Origin of the sequence: Huintestinicola sp. (genome assembly GCF_050874005.1) — a bacterium.
Lineage (GTDB): Bacteria > Bacillota > Clostridia > Oscillospirales > Ruminococcaceae > Huintestinicola.
Genome location: NZ_JBNMJV010000010.1, coordinates 59,306 through 77,107 on the forward strand (window position 1 = coordinate 59,306; position 17,802 = coordinate 77,107).

Consider the following 17,802-nt stretch of genomic DNA (forward strand, 5'->3'; position numbering starts at 1 on the left):
CGGTATAACGTAATTTTTTATTCGGAGGTGTCAAAGCTTAATGAAGACTTTTATCTATACGGCTACCGACGTTCAGGGCAAAGTCGTCAAGAATCAGAAAATGAATGCCGAAGATGTCAATGATTTTCTCGAGAAGATCCACGAGAAAGGCCTTTTCTGTTCAAGCTACAAGGAAGCCAAGGGCGGAAGCGGCAAAAATCTTCATAAGTTCACAACCAAGGAGCTGGCTTACGACTGCCGTCAGCTCTCCGCCATGCTGACATCGGGACTTACTCTTGTTAAGAGCCTTGATATCATGCAGAGAGAGCAGCAGAAGGAAGCTCCGAAGAGGATCTACCGAGAGATCTACGAGGAAGTTCAGAAGGGTACTTCTTTCTCGGACGCAGTAAAGATGCAGGGCGATGCATTCCCCAACTTCTTCATTTCAATGGTTCAGGCAGGCGAGACTTCAGGAAGCCTTGACCAGGTAATGAAAAAGATGGAGGATCAGTACACCAGTGACGCAAAGCTCAACAACAAGATCAAGAGCTCAATGATGTATCCTATCATCCTTGCAATTCTTTGCGTTGCGATCGTTATCATTATGTTTACGTTCATTATGCCTACCTTCAAGGATCTTCTTACCGAAGAAGATATGAAGGGTCTGACCGGTGCGCTGTTTGCATTCTCGGACGGCTTCAAGAAGTACTGGTGGGTGATAGTTCTTGTTATTGCTGCACTGGTATTCACTATCAAATACGCTATGAAGATACCCGATGTAAGATACAAATGGGATCAGCTCATTATCAAAATGAAACCTGTAGGTCCTCTGGTAGTAAAGGTTTATACAGCCCGTTTCGGCTCCACCCTCGCTTCCCTTTATTCCTCGGGTATCCCCATGGTTGAGTGCCTCGCAAAGTCCTCCAATATCCTCAACAATACTTACATATCCAAGAAGTTTGAGACCGTTATCGATGAGGTAAAGCAGGGCGAGACCCTTTCGGTATCCATTCAGAGAACGGGCATTTTCGAGTCCATGTTCACATCTATCATCTATGTCGGTGAGGAATCCGGCGCTCTTGACTCCATCCTCACCAAATCCGCAGCCTTCTACAAGGAAGAAGCAGACGAAGCTATTACACGTCTCGTTGGTCTCATCGAGCCTGTAATGATCATCTTCATGGGTACTTGTATCGGTCTTGTTATCGCAGGTATCCTCCCCGCAATCTACAACTCTATGGGCAACATTACCTAATCAAAGTATTCTATCGGGGTCGTCCCGTAAATAAAAAATTCTATAGAAATCAGTGAGGTGACGAGAATGCTTTCATTTGATATTACTGACAGACATATCCGCATTGTTCGTGGTTCAGAGGCAAGAGGAAAGATCAGACTTTCCGCAGCCTCCACCATCGATCTTCAGGAAGGTCTGATCGTAAACGGTCATATAAAAGATATTCCCAGATTGGCAAACATCATTAACGACGAGCTCAAGGCTCACGGTATGGAGGATAAGGAAGCTGTTGTTACACTTTCTTCAAACCTTGTTATCTTCAAGGAGCTCCATATCCCCAAGGCAAAGACCAGTTCCCAGATGCTCACAATGGTTACTAACCAGATGCAGCATACTATGGGTATTGCTGAGGAATACTCCATTTCCTACTCCATAGCAGGAGAGGTCGAGGAGGAGGGCGTTCAGGCTCAGAAGATCCTGGCTACCGCCTGCCCCTTTGAAGTGGTTGACTGCTTCAGAAAGGTTTTCCAGATGCTCAATATTTCGCTGAAGTCGGTGTGCGTTTCCTGTAACGCTATCTCCAGACTTATCCTCAGCGACAGGAAGATCTCTTCGAGAATGCCTATGCTGGTAGTTCAGGTCGATCCCACATTCGTAAGTATCAACCTTTATGAGAACAATCAGCTCTCCTTCGCAAGATTTGCTTCTATCGATCCCCTGGACTACGATAATTCCGAGGACTATGTTTACGAGGCTGTTAACGAGAATATCTACAGAATGGTTCAGTTCCACAAGTCAAGAAATCCCCAGAACCCCATTCAGAACGTTATATTCTACGGTGACACAAGCGAATATATCCGTCTCACAAACGCTCTCGAGGGTATGGAGATATCCACAAGCCAGCTGAGCGTGAACACCGCAAATATAAGCGGTTATGAGAACATCGAGGCTCTTACATATGCTAACGCCATCGGTGCGATGTTCAGAAGCAACAAGGACGTTGACCGTATCAATCTCCTTGAGACAGACTCCTCCGCAGGCCGAAGCGATGCAGGTTCAGGCTTCCTCCTCTCCTGGGGCGGTGCAGTCGTTCTTGCAGCAGCTGCTGTTCTTGCAGTTAACCTGGGAATAGGAAACGCTATCAACAACAATGATAAGAAGGTTGCTGAGATCGATGAGTACATCAACAGTCCCGAAGTCGTTAAGACTCTGGCTGAAGTAGATCTCACCCAAAACAAGATCGACAAGGTTGCTCTTTACAAGAACGATCTCGATACTGCAATCGATAATTTCGCAACCAAAAATCCGGCTCAGGCAGAGCTTATCAACAGATTGTTTGAAACCGTTGAAGGTCAGGAATGTACGGTCAAGGAGCTTTCCTTCGCTTCCGGTCAGATCACCTTGACCTGTCTGACAAAGGATAATCTTGCTCCCGACAATGTTGCTCAGGCAATCTACGATCTTGATGAATTCGACAACATCATCTATGGAGGCTTCAGTAAAATTGAATTCTCTGAAGAGTTTCAGCAGATCTTTAATGAAACAGACGATATCTTAGAATTTGTGATCCAGTTTAACCTCAGACCCATTGAGGTAGAAAGAGAAACAGTCAATGTAACTGAGGAAGGCGGTGCTGCAGAATGAGTATGAAGCTCTCTTACAGAGATAAAGTCATTATTATTGTCGTTTCGGTCCTTGTAGTTCTTGGTGTTGGAATTTTCTGCTTTGCTAAGCCCAAGTATGAAGATCTCCAGGTGTCCAAGGAAAGACTTGCTGCTAAAGAGGACGAAAAGGCTCAGGTCGATGCTAAGATCGGCACCCTCGATGATCTGAAAAAACAGCTTGAAGACAATATCAAGGCTGTTGTTAAGGATCAGGAACAGTTCCTCAGCGAAAAGGAATACGGCGACACTTATCAGATAAGCAAATACCTTATGGAAGCACTTGCTCCTGTAGCCGATCTTAAGATCACAGGCGTTACAATGGATCCCCTCACAGATACTGACCTTGAAGCATATTACTACAACAAGAACGCTGTAGCTTATCCTATGAAGGTCAACGGCGATATTGCCGGCAAGCTTCCTCCCGAGGTTGGATATGCTTATAACGATAGCTATCCCGAGCCTCCCGCAAATGTTAAAGTCGGCGGAACAATTGCTACAGTTACTTATGAATGTGACGACAGCAATAATGTTCTTGATGCCATTCAGCTCATTGCTGACAATGAAAAGAACATTTACATTCTTACCTTCTCCGGCTCTTATATTGAAGATCCTTCTGCCGATCCCGAAGATCCTAAGTTCGCCGGTGACATTACCATCGCTATCTATGAGATCTATCCTCTTGATCCTGCTGATGTCGATGCAGCTCCCGCAGCACTTTCCGAAACTGCTGCTGAGTAATTTTAAATAACACGTCCGACCCGAAAAAACAAAATTTGCTTTTTCGGGTGGGCTTGTTTATAAAATTGCAAAATCTTTTTACAAAATCTTGCGCAAAATATTAATTTTTTAGAAAGGGTGGAAATGTATGAATGCGGCAAAGGCAAAAAAGAATCCCGCAAAGTTCAAGGGCGCAGTACTTATAATGATCCTTGCAGTTATGACGGTACTTATTATTCTTCTCGCCGGTTCCATTGCTGTGGTTTACTCTACAAATCAGCGTGTTAACCAGAAGTATGAAGAAAACCAGGCATACTATACTATGCGATCGACATTAAACGCCTGCTTGGACAACATTCTTGATAATTCAAGTGATGCACTTAGTTGGCAAGATGTATATTATTATGAAGGCGGTGGAGACCCAATAAAGGTGCTGAAGGGAAATGCTAGTCCTTGTAAGCTTAAAAGAGGAAGATACGAGGAGTGCGTTCTTTATCAGGTACCTATATGTACTGAAACAACCGGTTCAAATGCCAATTTATGGTACAAGAAACAAAAAGACGCCGGAAAAATTTCAGATGAATCAGAAGTTAATATTACCGCTACAGACCTGGGCGGTGCCGGTACTGCTATTACAAGTGATTCCGATTTTAACGGTTACAAGAGTCAGTATGCAGTTAAATATGACTGGAGTTCATCACTGAAACCAGGAGAAGCTGACACTGTTGTATATACATTCGATTTATCGACGATAGCTGATATGTCTATTGACGACAGCGGTGATATGGTTGCTAAAATGCTTGATGCCGGAGCAAATGATAAGATCACCGTTAAGCTTCAGGTTCTTGAAAGACAGTATGATCTTGGTGGATCTGTAACCGACCCCATCGGAAAAAGATTCATTCTCGGCGACAGAAAAAAAGACTATTTCAGAATCAAAGCAACCTGTGAAGCAAATTATAACGGTCAGTCCTATCAGTATACTGTTTATTTATCCACCAAAGAGCCTGAGCCTAAGATCAATGGCGTAAGCTCACTCAGTAAAATGAACCCCGGTTCAAAGATCAGAATGATCAACGAAGCAAACAGCCTTGAAAACACTACTTATAATTTCGACAACAACTCTGTTACAACAGGTAATGTATCACTATTTGGTAATTTAAATCTTACTGCCAGTGGAACTGAACTTGTGATTGAAAATGAACAAGTTTTCATGGTAACAGGCACCTTTAATAGTGGAACGAATTCAGAAGGCGTAGTATTTGCACAAGACGGTAGTTCCTTTTATTGCGAAAACGCAATTGCTCATAAACCCTTCACACACTACAACCATGCCAAAGGAAATTTCATATGCTCAGATAGTTACCTTACGTCACAATCCGGTTGCGTTGCACAAGAGATCACTTTCTTTGTAAACAATTTTATTTACAATGATAACAATCCACCAAGCGGCACTCCGACCGGAACCAGTTGGTACAACAATATTTATATTACAGGACCCGAAAGCACATTTATTGATACATCAGTCTCAGGTACGGTTAAAGCCAAAAAAGCTCTTCGTGATCTTCTTGGAACCAGTACTTTCAGCGGAACACTGAACTTTGGAAGTTTAGGTCCAACGGGAACAGCAAGTGATTTTAGCGTTACCACATCATATGACTTTAATCCTACTCATCCCGGCTATATGACTTTTGTTTCTGATAGGGATATGAGTAACCCTGCTGATCACGAAATCACATATGATCATTCCAAGGTATTGAAATTAGACTATGATTCTGATTCTTCTTATGACACATCTACATTCAAGAGAAAAATAACACTTCCCGGAAATCTTGGAGGATTGTCCACCAACGTGCTTGAGCTTAAAACTCAAAGAAGCATATTTAATGAACGTTTTGATTCAGGTGCATGGAACGCTACTGATAATGGTACTTTCGCAAGCACAACACAGTCGTTCCTTTGGTCACATCTTTTGCCTCGTGATACTCTTCCTGCAAGCACAGCCCGTCATGCATCAGGAACCGGAGTTCCCGGAGTTTCCGGAGGAACAATAAAAATAGCGAATGATCCTTCCGATGCCGACTTCACAAATCCAACCAAATATACAAATCTTACTTTTGACAGCATAATAACAAAGGATGATGGCATTCTTGAACTTAAGGGTCAATATTCCGGAGATATTCTTTTTGATACAACAGACGGTGATATTACAGTAGTATTTAAAGATGTTGTAAAAGGAAGATTCTACGTAAACGGCGAAAACACATTAAAGATTTACCTTACAAGTTCCAGTGGTCAGTTAGACCTTGGAGGTACTGACCATCAGTTTATGCTTGTAGATTTTAATACCATAAATGTTAAAACACATGCCATTAATCAGCTTGCAGGAGCACCGAGAGGATCAAAAACTCAGTTGTATGTATGCGATGATTCGAGCCATAACCCGCTTGTAAAAACAATGGTTGTATATAAGCTGGACACTAATGGTGTCGGAGGAGTTCCTCCTGTTATATGCGCTCAAATTGATGCTCCAAAGACAGATTTTCGCTATGATTCAAGTGGAGGTACCAACTATACCCTCACTCTTGCAGATAGCGGGTACACACTGCAAACAATTCCAATTGCTATAATGGGCTCTGCTTTTACAAACTCTTATAATTTTGATCCTGCTAATCCTACTCATAAAACCGGTGAGGATAGAGGCATCTGGTCAATGATTCCCCCTGATGATCCGGGCGAAAAAACGATCAACTTGTATAAGCGTTACAGATAAGGAGATGGATATTTTGAAGAAAAAAACTTTAAAAGGTTTTACCCTTATTGAGTGTATAATAGCCATGTTTATTCTTGGAATATCTTCTCTTCTGCTTGTTCAGGCATACGGTCAGCTTATGAGAGTATCGTCTATGAGCAACGAGGAGAACATCAGCCTTTCAAAGCAGATGGATGATGCCGAGAAAAGGAACAATACTGATGCCGACAAGATTTCCACAGCACAAAAGGATTTTAAGGCAACCAAAATCAAAATAGGCACTACTACTGAGACAGCACTTAATACACATGGTGCGGATGATTACACATTCAAAGTTGACTCTTATCAGGTTAAGGGAAAAACAATGAATAATACTTATGCTATCGATGGTTCCTATGCCGATAGTATGAGATATGTCTATTTCGAATGATGGTGAGGTGGAAAAATGAAAACTTTTAAAGCATTTACATTAGTCGAGCTGATCGTTGCAATAGCTGTTTTCGGCATTCTGATGACGGGAATCATTCAATTAGTTGAACCTATTTCAGAAACCGCAGCTTCAGCAAAAGTAATAAACGATCAAAAGAATGTTGAAAATGCAATTTGCACATACATCGGAGAAAATATGCGGCTTGCAACAAATCTTTATATTGTTGAAGGCGGCACTCCCCAGAATGCAATTAATAAATTTCTGGATGCTGAACCAATTGACATCTACGGCAACAAAATCACTAACCCTAAAAAGGTTGAATTGATCTGCTTTGACGGAACCAATCAGTGGACATATTCCAAATATTCACCCACATATATGGGAAGAATAATTACAAAAATTCAAGATGCAACAATGACAGGAAGTATTTCCAAGACGGGATGCAGTACTGATGGTTTTTCCGGATCATATTATATGGCTCTCGGAGATGCATATTATCAGCAAGGAGATTATTTTCTCAAGGTTGAAATGAACAGCAGTATGATGAAGCTTACGACAACAAGTGATTTTTACTTATCCGAAAATGTCAAAGCATCAAATCCCAACGCTTTTTCCTCAAGTTCATCAAATCCTGTTGAAGGCACATATGAAATTCTTTCATACGGAAGCAAACCATTAAGCAATTCAGGTAACTTTATATTTAAAGTAATAAAAGAAAATGGTACTGAAATCACTTCCGGAACGGTTTCAACTTCAAAAGGACCGGGTGGACAAAAGCCCATCTACTTTGTGTATACGACCAAGGATACCTTTGATTAATTACTAAAAAGAATGACCCGTGCCTGGCACGGCACGGGTCGTTTTTTTAAAACTGTTTTTACCTTACACCAAAGCTTGCAAGATACATATCAATAAGCCTTCCTCCCGCAAATGCTCCCACGGTAAGGCCGATGATAAGAAACGGACCAAATGCAAAAGCATTTGACTCGTTCTCCTCTTTCCTAACGGACTTGAGGATCACTCCGTAAACAGCACCTGCAAAAACTGCAATAACTGCTGCGGTCACTGTGGCTTTAACACCAAGCATCAGACCGCCTGCAGCCATCAGAATGATATCTCCCATTCCAAAACCGAATACGGGAGGCTGCTCCTTGATCTTTGCTTCAAGAGCTTCCTTCTTGGAAACAAGCACAGCATAATTTCTGTCACTCTGAGATGTCCTTTTGATGTTAGCCTTTATTCCCCTCAGTTCTTTTCTGTTCTCGTCCGCAAAGGCATTGTAGAACAGCGGTGTTATCACAAAGCCTATAAGCAGAAGCGGCAGGCTTATACAGAACATTCCGATGATACCGTCATTCAAGCTTATTTCAGGGAATGTGAGAAGCTTCCCGTCAGAGCAGTTAATAAAGCTCAGCACGTGAGAGACTGCTGCTATAAGAAATGTGTAAACAAGGACGGAAACACACATCTCCTGCGTATCCACATCCTGGAAGCACAGAACTATCAGTCCTGACATAAACAGGCAAAGCATTACGGGGTAAAGCCCGTAGGTCATAAAATCATAACGCATAAAAACTCCCAAGAAAACAAGTCCCGTCATAAGCTCGATTATCATATATCGAGGCGTTATCTTCGCTCCGCAGGCACGGCATTTTCCTCTGAGTATCAACCAGCTGAATACAGGTATCAGGTCATAACGCTTGATCTCTGTTCCGCAGGTCATACAGTGAGAATTGTTGGTGATCAGCGACTCGCCTTTGGGAAGCCTGTATATACAGACATTTAAAAAGCTTCCGATGGTTATTCCGAAAAGGAATACAAAAAAGTAGATCATGACCGTCAGAATGGTCTCAAGGGTCTCAACACTCAGGCTGCTCATTTTATCAGTCTCCTTTAACTGTGAAAATTCGTTTCGCCCGCTTAAAATGCGGTGACGTTACTTATTATATTATCATATATCTTATCTTTTTTCAAGCCAAAATGCGGTTTTCCGCAAAAATATATTCCGACGCTTTTCCCGCAGAAGGGCGGTCGGAACCATCTCACTCGTCTGCGGAGAAGGAGTTTAAACACTTATGAAGAATATTCCTATTGGCCAGTATATGGTGAACGAGGGAATAATCACCGATGAACAGCTGCAGGCTGCCCTCGACGCCAAAAAGAACGATAATACGCCAGGTAAATTTTTCGGCGATTACGTTGTCGAGCTTGGCTTTGTTACCGATGTTCAGTTCGGTCAGGTCCTGGCAAGGAAAAATAATCTGACCTTCGTGGATCTTGACGACCCCGAGTTTGAAATTGATGTTGAGGCGGTAAAGAAAATTCCCGAAGCACTGGCAAGAAAACATACTATCATTGCGATCAAGATAACCGGTAAGCGCCTTACAGTTGCTTCCTACGACCCCGTTAACTTCTACATCTTCGAGGATATCAAGGTCACAACGGGTATGGACGTTGTTCCCGTTCTCGCTACTAAGGCTGCTATCACCAAGGCTATCGGCAAGATCTACTCCAACGCTAACGTGGGCAACGTTATCAGCTCCGTTGAGGATCAGTTCAAGGGCGATGAAGAGGTGGACGAAGCTGCTGCGGAGATCGCCGAGAGAGTCGACAACGCTCCTATCGTTAAGCTCTGTACCACAATCGTGGAAAACTCCTTCCGTGCGGACGCAACGGATATCCATATCGAGCCGTTCAAGACCTACACACGTATCCGTATCCGTGTTAACGGCGACCTTATCGAGCTGATGAACGTTTCAAATGTTGTACATAACTCACTCATAACCCGTATCAAGATCATCAGCGGTATGAACATCGCCGAGAAGAGAGTCCCTCAGGACGGCCGTTTCACTCAGGTCGTTGACGGCACTACTCTTGATGTCCGTGTATCTAACCTTCCCACCGTTAACGGCGAGAAGTGCGTTATACGTATCCTTGCCACAGGCGATGTGGGCGTGCGTAAAATTACAGACCTTGGTATGACCGATTATAACTACGACAGATTTTCCAGACTTATCAAGGTCCCCCAGGGCGTTATGCTGGTTACGGGTCCTACAGGTTCAGGTAAAACTACTACCCTTTACGCCGCTCTCGGTGAGCTTGCTAAGCCTAATGTTAACGTTATTACAGTCGAAGACCCTGTCGAGAAGAACATCGAAGGCATTAACCAGTGTCAGGTAAACGCAAAGGCAGGTATGACCTTTGCCGCAGCTCTTCGTTCTATCCTCCGTCAGGACCCCGATATCGTAATGGTCGGAGAAATGCGTGACCAGGAAACTGCCGAGATCGCCATCAGAGCCGCTATCACGGGTCATATGGTGCTCTCCACACTCCATACAAACGATGCGGCTTCTACCGTTACCCGTCTGGTGGATATGGGTGTTGCGCCTTATATGGTGGCTACTTCCCTTATCGGTATCGTTGCTCAGAGACTTTGTAAGGTCGTATGCGACGAGTGCAAGACTCCAAGGGTCTCCACGGCAGAGGAAAACGAGCTTCTCGGCATTTCCGAATCCGTTACCATCTATGATGCCTGCGGCTGTCCCAAGTGCAACAACACGGGTTATACGGGACGTACAGCTACCCACGAGATACTTCTCTGTACACCTACTATGGCTTCACTTATCGCCGCTGACGGCAAAACAGACGCTATTTCTCAGCTGGCAAGACAGGAGGGCTGCAAGCTTCTCCGTGACAACGTTGCCGAGCTTGTTGAAATGGGCAGGACTACTATGGACGAGCTTGTAAAGCTGACATTCGCAGTATGATCATACTGCTTTTCGGCAGAATAATCAACAGTTAATTTTGTTTGCCGCCAAGCGGCAGATTGGAGGATAAAATGGATATTGATATCGAAAAAAAGCCTGCGGAAAGAATTGTCATAAATATTGACAAAATTCTCGACGAAGCCCGTGTTCTCGGATGCTCCGACGTTCACTTCACTACCAAGATATCGCCTATCGTGCGACTTCACGGTACATTACGCAAGCTCAGCTCATACCCCGAAATGACTGACGGCGCTATTATGAAGATCGTTGAGCAGATGACAGGCGGCAGAAACATTGAGAATATCAAAAACAGGATCGATACCGACTTCTCATATGTTACCAAGCGCGGCTACCGTCACAGAGTCAATGTTTATCACCAGAGAGGCGATGTTGCTGTTGCTATCCGTCTCCTGAGAAATGATATACCTACCCTTGAGGACCTTGACCTCCCCCCTATCCTTGGCGATTTCGCTATGCGTCCCAGAGGACTTATACTTGTAACAGGTCCTACAGGTTCCGGTAAATCTACAACACTTGCGGCTATGATAGATTACGTTAACTGCAACCGCAGCGCTCACGTTATCACCGTTGAGGACCCTATCGAGTACATTCACGAGCATAAGAGATGTATGATAAATCAGCGTGAGGTCGGCGACGACGTTGAATCCTTCGCCCTCTCCCTCCGTGCTGCTCTCCGTGAAGACCCCGATGTTATCCTCGTAGGAGAAATGCGTGACTACGAAACAATTACGGCTGCCGTAACCGCCGCCGAAACAGGTCACTTGGTTATGAGTACACTTCATACCACATCTGCTTCCGATACCATCAACCGTATCATCGACGCATTCCCCGCTCACCAGCAGAACCAGATCCGTACTCAGCTGGCTACCGTTCTCGTAGGTATCATTGCTCAGACCCTTATCCCCAGAGCTGACGGCACAGGACGTGTTGCTGCTCTTGAGATACTTAACGCTACCGACTCCATCAAGGCTATGATCCGTGACAACAAGGTCCACCTTATCCAGACTGCTATCCAGACAGGTAAGAAGGACGGAATGGTCTGCCTCGACTACGAGCTTGCACGTATGGTAAAGGAAAGAGTTATCACCGAGATGCACGCAAGAGAGAAGAGCCTCGATATCAACGAGTTCGAACGTTATATGAAGGGCGATATGTCTATACAGAGATAAAATGTACAATTTTCAGTGATTTTTCACTGCTTTCGGAGCAGTTTTCCATATTCTGCTCCGAAAGTAAAAAAATTACAGTACATTTTCACATAAGCGGCCTTCTAATGGTTACAAATTGTAATAATCAAAGATTTTTATAGTTTTCGGATGAAATTATCACAAGTATTGTGATAATAAAATGTATAAACAGGATTCCAAAATTTAATTTGGTGTGTAATATGCATTTTGCACTATGATACGGGCGTCAAAAAAATTGCAATAATTAGTGATTTAAGAGGTTATAAAACAATCGTTTTGTGCAATACGCTTTAAAAATGACCATTTTGAAACGATTAAGTGAAGTAATCCACAAATTCACAAAATTAGAGGAAAAATTATCAGAAAACTATTGACTTTTGAGTGCAGATAGTTTATAATGTAATTACAGTCAAGGGAGAGAGGAAAACCAAAAGGAACTCCTCAGAGAGCTGAAAGCTCCAAGTCCGAAACTGATACATTGGTATCTGCCTAACAAAAAGGAGGGTGTCCAATGAACAAATCAAAGCCGAAGCTGAAAGGCTTCACTCTGCTGGAACTGATAATTGTCATTGCGATAATCGCCATTATGGCAGCGGTTCTTGTTCCGAACGTACTATCCTACATAAGAACAAGTCAGATCCAAGCAGCAAATACTCAGGCTCAGCAGATCTATATGGCAGCTCAGGATTATCTGACTTCGCTGCAGGTCAAAGGCGTAAAGCCATCTGACATTGCCGACAGCACAACCACAAAGGTTTGCTGGATAATGGTTACTTCCGATATTGCTGCTGACAGCACAAAGGCTGATAACAACAGAACGGTAGTACCTTTTTCCTCAGGTATAAAGTCAGACTATATCCAAAAAGTGAACGCCGATTTAAAAGTAGCATTTCCTATTGCTGACGGCATTGAAGCAAGGCTGGATGGCAGCTTCAACGGTTCCTGGGTAATTGCATTCTATCCTAAAACCTTCACAGTGGCTTATGCAGTTTACAACGGTAAGCTTTCCGATGAAGCGGACAGAAACAATGCAGTCTATCTGATAGGCACAAACAGTGGTAAAAGCGGAGCTAATGTTGCTCAGTGCAACGACAGGCTCTACACTACAGAATTTGGTTCTGCAGCTTCCACAGAGAAGTGTCAGGAATTGGATATAATCCATCATCCTGTTTCCGGCGAACCGATTCATGATTATACCGGTCAGTATCCTATTCCCGGTCCTGCATTCTAATGTATAACTTCAGAGCGACTAAGACTCTGTAGCTTATAAATCAAAATTTATTTTATTAAAAGGAGGAATTTCCTATGAGAAATTCAAAAATGAAGGGCTTCACCCTTATCGAACTTATCGTTGTTATCGCAATCATCGGTGTACTCGCAGCTATCCTCGTTCCCTCTATGATCGGTTACGTTGGTGACTCCAAGTACTCTTCCGCTAACTCCAACGCTAAGCTCGCTTACACAAACACAGCTACATGGTGCACAAAGTGCGAAGTTGCTGGTAACACTGTATCAATTGGTACATTTACTGCTGGCGACATTTCTGCTCCTGCTGCTACCGATCCCGCTTGGAACGGTGCAAGTGATGCTGACCTTAAGCTTGCTCTCCAGTCCCTTATGGGTGGTAAGTCCGGCGCAGGTGAGGTTTGCGGCGAAATCGCTAACCAGTCTCCCAAGTGGACTCAGTGGAGAAAGACTTCTTCTGACTCTTACGTTGGTAACTACCCCAAGGAGTCCAAGAAGGGCGCTGCAGCTACATGGGGCACAGAGCTTTGATTTGAGCATATAATTGTTCTAAATCTCTAAAAGCTTACATACTCTCCACATTCTTCGGAATGTGGAGAGTTTTTTTGCTTTATCATATGTTGTAATAACATAAAAGGGACTGCCGATGCAGTCCCATATTTTTATCCTTATTCACTTAAGGCAAAGCAAACGAACCGCATTGCCGTTCGTTCCTCGCCGTTTATTTCTACGGTGGAAAAAATTTGAGATTATGTACATTAACACTTGACAAATCAAATCATTTAGTATATACTAAGTATATACGGAGGTGATATTATGACTACAACTATTCAGAAATGGGGTAACAGTCAGGGTATTAGAATACCCAAGATCATACTTGATACCGTTCACTGGACTGACAACGAAGAACTGACACTTATTGTAAAGGATAACGAGGTAGTTATAAGAAAAGCTAACGAAAGGAAGAGCCTTAAAGAACTTTTCGAGGGATATGACGGCGAATATGTTCCCGAAGAAATTGACTGGGGCGAGCCTGTGGGTAAAGAAATATGGTAAAGCAAGGAGATATTATCAAAGTAAGCTTTGACCCACAGTCAGGTCACGAGCAGGCAGGCTACCGCCCTGCTGTAATCGTCAGCAGTGATTATTTTATTGAAAAAACAAAGCTTGTCATTGCTTGCCCGATAACGAATACCAATAACCGTTTTCCAACGCACGTTCCTCTCGATGAACGCACTAAGACAACAGGAGTTATCTTGTGTGAACATATACGTTCACTTGACCTTAACAGCCGTCCTCATTCGGTTACAGAAACACTTCCGGACGATATTTTGAAAAAGGTTATTGATATTATTTTTTCTGAAATTGATGATATAACATAAAAGGGACTGCAGCAACAGTCCCTTATTTTTATTATTATTCACTTAAAGCAAAGCAAACGAACCGCATTGCCGTTCGTTCCTCGCCGTTTATTTCTACGGTGGAAAACTCGGGAAAGCAAACAAGATCAAGTCCCACAGCCGCAAGATATCCTCTTGCTACCGCAATGGATTTTACCGCCTGATTGGTTGCTCCCGCCCCCACCGACTGTATCTCCGTCTGACCGCTGCTGCGGACAATGCTGGCAATCGCTCCCGCAACCGAATTGGGAGAGGAATTTGCCGAAACTCTCAGTATATCCATTTTGAGACCGCCCTTTCATTTTTCGTTAACATAATTATATACGAAAAAGCGATCATATGCAAGGATTTACGGAAATTTAGGCGATTTATCTAATAATCAGCCGCTCAATACTGTGAACTTTACCGCATTTTTCATCTATGCAAAGCTTTACACCGTTAAAAAAGGGAGTTTCCTCAGATTCCACAAACTTAACGGGACATTTTGTCCGCTGCTTTTCTATAGCAAGCTCCTTTTTTACCCCGAGTACGGAAAGCTCCGCTCCGCACATTCCTGCATCGGTGATATACCCGGTATGTCCCTCAAGAATTATCTCATCGGCGGTCTGAACGTGGGTGTGAGTGCCTATGACTGCCGATACCCTGCCCGAAAGGTAAAAGCCCATCGCTTTTTTCTCGGAAGTGGCTTCGGCGTGAAAATCCACAAGGATATTCGGAGTGTCCATATCCCGAAGAAGCTTATCAACGCACTCAAAGGGATTATTGAGCGGCTCCATAAAAGCTGTGCCCATAAGATTTATGACCCCGAAGCTGTATCTTCCCATATCAATGACTACAGAGCCTTTGCCCACCACTCCCTCGGGATAATTGGCGGGACGGAGCAGATTTTCCTTTATGTCGAAGTACTCGGTGAACTCTTTGCGCCTGAAGCAATGATTTCCTGTGGTTATCACGTCCGCAAAACGGAAAAGCTGCTCCATTGAAGCTTTGGTTATACCGTTACCGTCGGCGGAATTTTCTCCGTTTGCAATTACGATGTCAAGCCGCTCCTTTGCCCTTAGCCTGCCTACGGTCTTTTCCGCAAAATCGCAGCCCTTTGAACCCACTATGTCGCCTATAAATAAAACGTTTATCAAATGATCAGTCCTCCGTATCGTATTTTCTGCGGACATTTTCCATCATATCAAGAAATTCCCTGCGGATATTTTCGGGTGAGACCACCTCTGCCTTGTCGCCAAACTGGAACAGCCAGCCGTAAAATGCCGCTCCTGCCACAAGCTTTACGCTTACGGTGAATTTATCCTCCCCGTCGGGAATGAGAATGAGGTCTGAGCCGAATTTGTCGGCTACCACGTTCACAAGGCTGTTGTCAAGCCGCAGGGTAACGGTGCACACCTCGCCGCTGAACATTGAAAAAGTAGTGGCGGTGTATTCGGCAAGGTCAAAGCCCTCAGGGATAGGCTCGGCTTTTTCATCAAGGATCACCACATTCTCCATACGGTCTATGCGGAAGTTTGAAAGGGTCGAGTATTTTCCCTGCTTGCCCACAAGATAATAGCTGCCGTCGTTCCAGGCAAGGGCGTAGGGGGAGCAGGTACGTCCTCCGGGACGGTATTTTTTCTTCATTCCCACCGTGCGGTCAAAGTAGCGGAAGGATATCTGTTTTTTGCTGTCTATCGCCTGCTGAATGGTGTCTATGCTTATGTAGATCGCCTCGTTTTCCGATTTGATACGGTTTGCCACAAAGACCCGGCGGTTTATCTCCTGCCCGTGAAAATTGCTGGTAAGTCCCTCAAGCTTTTTAAGCAGGGTACGGGATTTCTTTTCGGTTATGAAACGTGAGGAGCTTACGGCGTCCGCAAGAAGCTTTATCTCGGGAAGCTCAAAGCTGCGGCTGCCAAGATAATAGCCAAGCATTTTGCCCATTGGAACGGTGATGATGTCCATTCCGTAATCCTCTAAAAGACGGATATCATCAAGGAGTGTCTTTCGGGTAGCCTTTATACCCAGATCCTCGAGGCGCTCCGAAAGGGAGTATATGCTGATAGGGTGCTCCTCGTCGGTCTCACTTCTGAAAATATCCGCAAGATATAAGAATTTCAGCTTCTGATTTATGCCTGCTTCTTTTGACATTGATATCACTTCCCAAAAATTATTTTATGTTATGGAAAAATAAAAATCAGATTAGAATTTATAATAATCTATTGACACATTGATTATTTTATGTTATGATTAAATTGCAAAATTGCTAAAATCCTATTATGATATTATGGAATTATGGAGGTATTATTATGCAGTACGAAGTTAAAAACGCTCCCCTGCCCGTGCTCATCTGCCGTCTTGAAGCAGGCGAGGCTGTTGAGTGTCAGAAAGGCGCTATGTCCTGGATGACCCCTACTATGCAGATGCAGACAGGTCTCGGCTCAGGAGGCGGCAACGGTCTTCTGGGCGCTCTGGGAAAAATGGCTAAAAGCGCTGTAACAGGCGAGTCAATCTTCCGCAATACATATTCCGCAGCAGGCGGCCCCGGCGAGATCGCATTTGCTTCAACCTTCCCCGGCGATATCATCTGCTTTGATACAAGCGTTCAGCCTATCGTTGCTCAGAAATCCGCATACCTTGCAAACACTATCGGCGTTAATATGGAAATTTTCTTCCAGAAGAAGATCGGCGCAGGTCTTTTCGGCGGCGAGGGCTTCATTATGCAGAAGTTCACCGGCAAGGGTATGGTCTTCCTTGAGATAAACGGCGGCATTGTTGAGTATGACCTGGCTCCCGGTCATTCTATGCTCATCGACACAGGCTACTTTGCGGCTATGGAAGCTACCTGCTCTATGGATATCGAGACAGTCAAGGGCGTAGGAAATATGCTCCTTGGCGGCGAGGGTCTCTTTAACACAAAGGTTACAGGCCCCGGCAAGATCTGGCTCCAGACAATGCCTGCAAATATTCTTGCAAGCGCTGTTCAGCCCTACATCGTTACCGGAAACTAATATCATAAACATCTGATAAAACCGCCTTTTGGGTATTTCCGAAAGGCGGTTCAGTCTGTCGAAAAAGAAACGGACAATTATATAATATGCACAAACCCATACAGAAATTGCTTTGTCAAAAACGTTCCACCGGAACGTTTTTGAGAGTAAGGGTGTTTGAGCGCTCTACAAGGGGAGGCGGTCGTGTGAAGCTTGCTTCGCAATATGCCTTCCCCTCGAAATGCTGTCGCATTTCTCACCCCTTGCTCCGTTCTTGAAGGATAAAGGAGATTTCGCAGATAAACTTTGTTTATCATTGCGGAAGGGCGACAAGGGGCGCCGCCCCCTTGACCCCTGCCACCTTTGAAAAGGTGGACGAAACTTTTACTATGACCTTATTTGTGCAAATTTTTTCGACTAAACACTTTATCGAC

Annotated in this window: 17 protein-coding genes; 13 read left to right on the forward strand and 4 right to left on the reverse strand. The window is 44.0% G+C overall.

What is annotated here, in order from left to right; translation table 11 throughout:
- Positions 1 to 40: 40 nt before the first annotated feature.
- The 6 genes from ACR0QN_RS05375 to ACR0QN_RS05400 all read left to right on the forward strand — a co-directional run bounded on the left by ACR0QN_RS05375 (position 41) and on the right by ACR0QN_RS05400 (position 7,595).
- The gene (locus ACR0QN_RS05375; RefSeq protein WP_432650170.1) at positions 41 to 1,234 is read left to right on the forward strand and encodes a type II secretion system F family protein; all 1,194 of its coding nucleotides are present in this window, start codon (positions 41 to 43) and stop codon (positions 1,232 to 1,234) included.
- A gap of 66 nt (positions 1,235 to 1,300) precedes the next feature.
- Positions 1,301 to 2,857 carry a pilus assembly protein PilM gene (gene pilM / locus ACR0QN_RS05380; protein ID WP_432650171.1) on the forward strand — a complete coding sequence of 519 codons (1,557 nt, stop codon included), beginning with the start codon at positions 1,301 to 1,303 and terminating at the stop codon, positions 2,855 to 2,857.
- Positions 2,854 to 3,615, forward strand: a complete 762-nt coding sequence (locus ACR0QN_RS05385) for a hypothetical protein (protein ID WP_432650172.1) — start codon at positions 2,854 to 2,856, stop codon at positions 3,613 to 3,615. The genes pilM and ACR0QN_RS05385 overlap by 4 nt, the downstream gene beginning before the upstream one ends.
- A 127-nt stretch (positions 3,616 to 3,742) precedes the next feature.
- Positions 3,743 to 6,367, forward strand: coding sequence for a hypothetical protein (locus tag ACR0QN_RS05390; RefSeq protein ID WP_432650173.1), 2,625 nt, complete (start codon positions 3,743 to 3,745; stop codon positions 6,365 to 6,367).
- Between the two features lie 4 nt (positions 6,368 to 6,371).
- Positions 6,372 to 6,776, forward strand: coding sequence for a PulJ/GspJ family protein (locus tag ACR0QN_RS05395; RefSeq protein ID WP_432650174.1), 405 nt, complete (start codon positions 6,372 to 6,374; stop codon positions 6,774 to 6,776).
- A gap of 15 nt (positions 6,777 to 6,791) precedes the next feature.
- On the forward strand, positions 6,792 to 7,595 hold the full coding sequence (locus ACR0QN_RS05400; protein ID WP_432650175.1) for a type II secretion system protein: 804 nt from the start codon (positions 6,792 to 6,794) through the stop codon (positions 7,593 to 7,595).
- Positions 7,596 to 7,653: 58 nt separating this feature from the next.
- Here the strand turns inward: ACR0QN_RS05400 and ACR0QN_RS05405 are convergent, their stop codons facing one another.
- Entirely contained in the window at positions 7,654 to 8,655 is a 1,002-nt protein-coding gene (locus tag ACR0QN_RS05405) for a prepilin peptidase (protein WP_432650176.1), read from the reverse strand.
- Positions 8,656 to 8,851: 196 nt separating this feature from the next.
- Here ACR0QN_RS05405 and ACR0QN_RS05410 point away from each other — a divergent pair, with 196 nt between their 5' ends.
- From ACR0QN_RS05410 to ACR0QN_RS05435, 6 genes are all read left to right on the forward strand, one after another.
- On the forward strand, positions 8,852 to 10,543 hold the full coding sequence (locus ACR0QN_RS05410) for a GspE/PulE family protein (protein WP_432650177.1): 1,692 nt from the start codon (positions 8,852 to 8,854) through the stop codon (positions 10,541 to 10,543).
- A 71-nt stretch (positions 10,544 to 10,614) separates the two neighbouring features.
- Positions 10,615 to 11,733: a type IV pilus twitching motility protein PilT gene (locus ACR0QN_RS05415; RefSeq protein WP_432650178.1), complete on the forward strand. Its 1,119-nt coding sequence runs from the start codon at positions 10,615 to 10,617 to the stop codon at positions 11,731 to 11,733.
- Positions 11,734 to 12,262: 529 nt separating this feature from the next.
- A complete protein-coding gene (locus ACR0QN_RS05420; protein WP_432650179.1) occupies positions 12,263 to 12,982 on the forward strand; it encodes a prepilin-type N-terminal cleavage/methylation domain-containing protein in 720 nt (239 codons plus the stop codon).
- Positions 12,983 to 13,368: 386 nt separating this feature from the next.
- The gene (locus tag ACR0QN_RS05425; RefSeq protein WP_432650187.1) at positions 13,369 to 13,527 is read left to right on the forward strand and encodes a hypothetical protein; all 159 of its coding nucleotides are present in this window, start codon (positions 13,369 to 13,371) and stop codon (positions 13,525 to 13,527) included.
- Positions 13,528 to 13,812: 285 nt separating this feature from the next.
- Complete coding sequence (locus tag ACR0QN_RS05430; protein WP_432650180.1) at positions 13,813 to 14,052, forward strand: AbrB/MazE/SpoVT family DNA-binding domain-containing protein; 240 nt, start codon at positions 13,813 to 13,815, stop codon at positions 14,050 to 14,052.
- Positions 14,046 to 14,378, forward strand: coding sequence for a type II toxin-antitoxin system PemK/MazF family toxin (locus ACR0QN_RS05435; RefSeq protein ID WP_432650181.1), 333 nt, complete (start codon positions 14,046 to 14,048; stop codon positions 14,376 to 14,378). The genes ACR0QN_RS05430 and ACR0QN_RS05435 overlap by 7 nt, the downstream gene beginning before the upstream one ends.
- 34 nt (positions 14,379 to 14,412) lie before the next feature.
- Here ACR0QN_RS05435 and ACR0QN_RS05440 read toward each other — a convergent pair whose 3' ends face one another.
- From ACR0QN_RS05440 to ACR0QN_RS05450, 3 genes are all read right to left on the reverse strand, one after another.
- A complete protein-coding gene (locus ACR0QN_RS05440; RefSeq protein ID WP_432650182.1) occupies positions 14,413 to 14,679 on the reverse strand; it encodes a stage V sporulation protein S in 267 nt (88 codons plus the stop codon).
- Between the two features lie 85 nt (positions 14,680 to 14,764).
- Positions 14,765 to 15,532 (reverse strand): TIGR00282 family metallophosphoesterase, encoded by a 768-nt coding sequence (locus ACR0QN_RS05445; RefSeq protein WP_432650183.1) that lies wholly within the window; start codon positions 15,530 to 15,532, stop codon positions 14,765 to 14,767.
- Between the two features lie 4 nt (positions 15,533 to 15,536).
- Positions 15,537 to 16,529: a helix-turn-helix transcriptional regulator gene (locus ACR0QN_RS05450; RefSeq protein WP_432650184.1), complete on the reverse strand. Its 993-nt coding sequence runs from the start codon at positions 16,527 to 16,529 to the stop codon at positions 15,537 to 15,539.
- Positions 16,530 to 16,687: 158 nt separating this feature from the next.
- On the opposite strand from ACR0QN_RS05450, the gene ACR0QN_RS05455 reads away from it, so the two are divergent.
- Positions 16,688 to 17,389 carry a TIGR00266 family protein gene (locus ACR0QN_RS05455; protein WP_432650185.1) on the forward strand — a complete coding sequence of 234 codons (702 nt, stop codon included), beginning with the start codon at positions 16,688 to 16,690 and terminating at the stop codon, positions 17,387 to 17,389.
- Positions 17,390 to 17,802 lie beyond the last annotated feature (413 nt).

Bases quoted from the DNA above. Each gene is read 5' to 3' on its own strand.
- ACR0QN_RS05395 (WP_432650174.1), top strand. From the start codon at position 6,372: ATGGATATTTTGAAGAAAAAAACTTTAAAAGGTTTTACCCTTATTGAG.
- ACR0QN_RS05435 (WP_432650181.1), top strand. From the start codon at position 14,046: ATGGTAAAGCAAGGAGATATTATCAAAGTAAGCTTTGACCCACAGTCA.
- ACR0QN_RS05400 (WP_432650175.1), top strand. From the start codon at position 6,792: ATGAAAACTTTTAAAGCATTTACATTAGTCGAGCTGATCGTTGCAATA.
- ACR0QN_RS05440 (WP_432650182.1), bottom strand. From the start codon at position 14,679: ATGGATATACTGAGAGTTTCGGCAAATTCCTCTCCCAATTCGGTTGCG.
- pilM (WP_432650171.1), top strand. From the start codon at position 1,301: ATGCTTTCATTTGATATTACTGACAGACATATCCGCATTGTTCGTGGT.
- ACR0QN_RS05375 (WP_432650170.1), top strand. From the start codon at position 41: ATGAAGACTTTTATCTATACGGCTACCGACGTTCAGGGCAAAGTCGTC.
- ACR0QN_RS05430 (WP_432650180.1), top strand. From the start codon at position 13,813: ATGACTACAACTATTCAGAAATGGGGTAACAGTCAGGGTATTAGAATA.
- ACR0QN_RS05410 (WP_432650177.1), top strand. From the start codon at position 8,852: ATGAAGAATATTCCTATTGGCCAGTATATGGTGAACGAGGGAATAATC.
- ACR0QN_RS05385 (WP_432650172.1), top strand. From the start codon at position 2,854: ATGAGTATGAAGCTCTCTTACAGAGATAAAGTCATTATTATTGTCGTT.
- ACR0QN_RS05405 (WP_432650176.1), bottom strand. From the start codon at position 8,655: ATGAGCAGCCTGAGTGTTGAGACCCTTGAGACCATTCTGACGGTCATG.
- ACR0QN_RS05450 (WP_432650184.1), bottom strand. From the start codon at position 16,529: ATGTCAAAAGAAGCAGGCATAAATCAGAAGCTGAAATTCTTATATCTT.
- ACR0QN_RS05420 (WP_432650179.1), top strand. From the start codon at position 12,263: ATGAACAAATCAAAGCCGAAGCTGAAAGGCTTCACTCTGCTGGAACTG.
- ACR0QN_RS05455 (WP_432650185.1), top strand. From the start codon at position 16,688: ATGCAGTACGAAGTTAAAAACGCTCCCCTGCCCGTGCTCATCTGCCGT.
- ACR0QN_RS05415 (WP_432650178.1), top strand. From the start codon at position 10,615: ATGGATATTGATATCGAAAAAAAGCCTGCGGAAAGAATTGTCATAAAT.
- ACR0QN_RS05425 (WP_432650187.1), top strand. From the start codon at position 13,369: ATGGGTGGTAAGTCCGGCGCAGGTGAGGTTTGCGGCGAAATCGCTAAC.
- ACR0QN_RS05390 (WP_432650173.1), top strand. From the start codon at position 3,743: ATGAATGCGGCAAAGGCAAAAAAGAATCCCGCAAAGTTCAAGGGCGCA.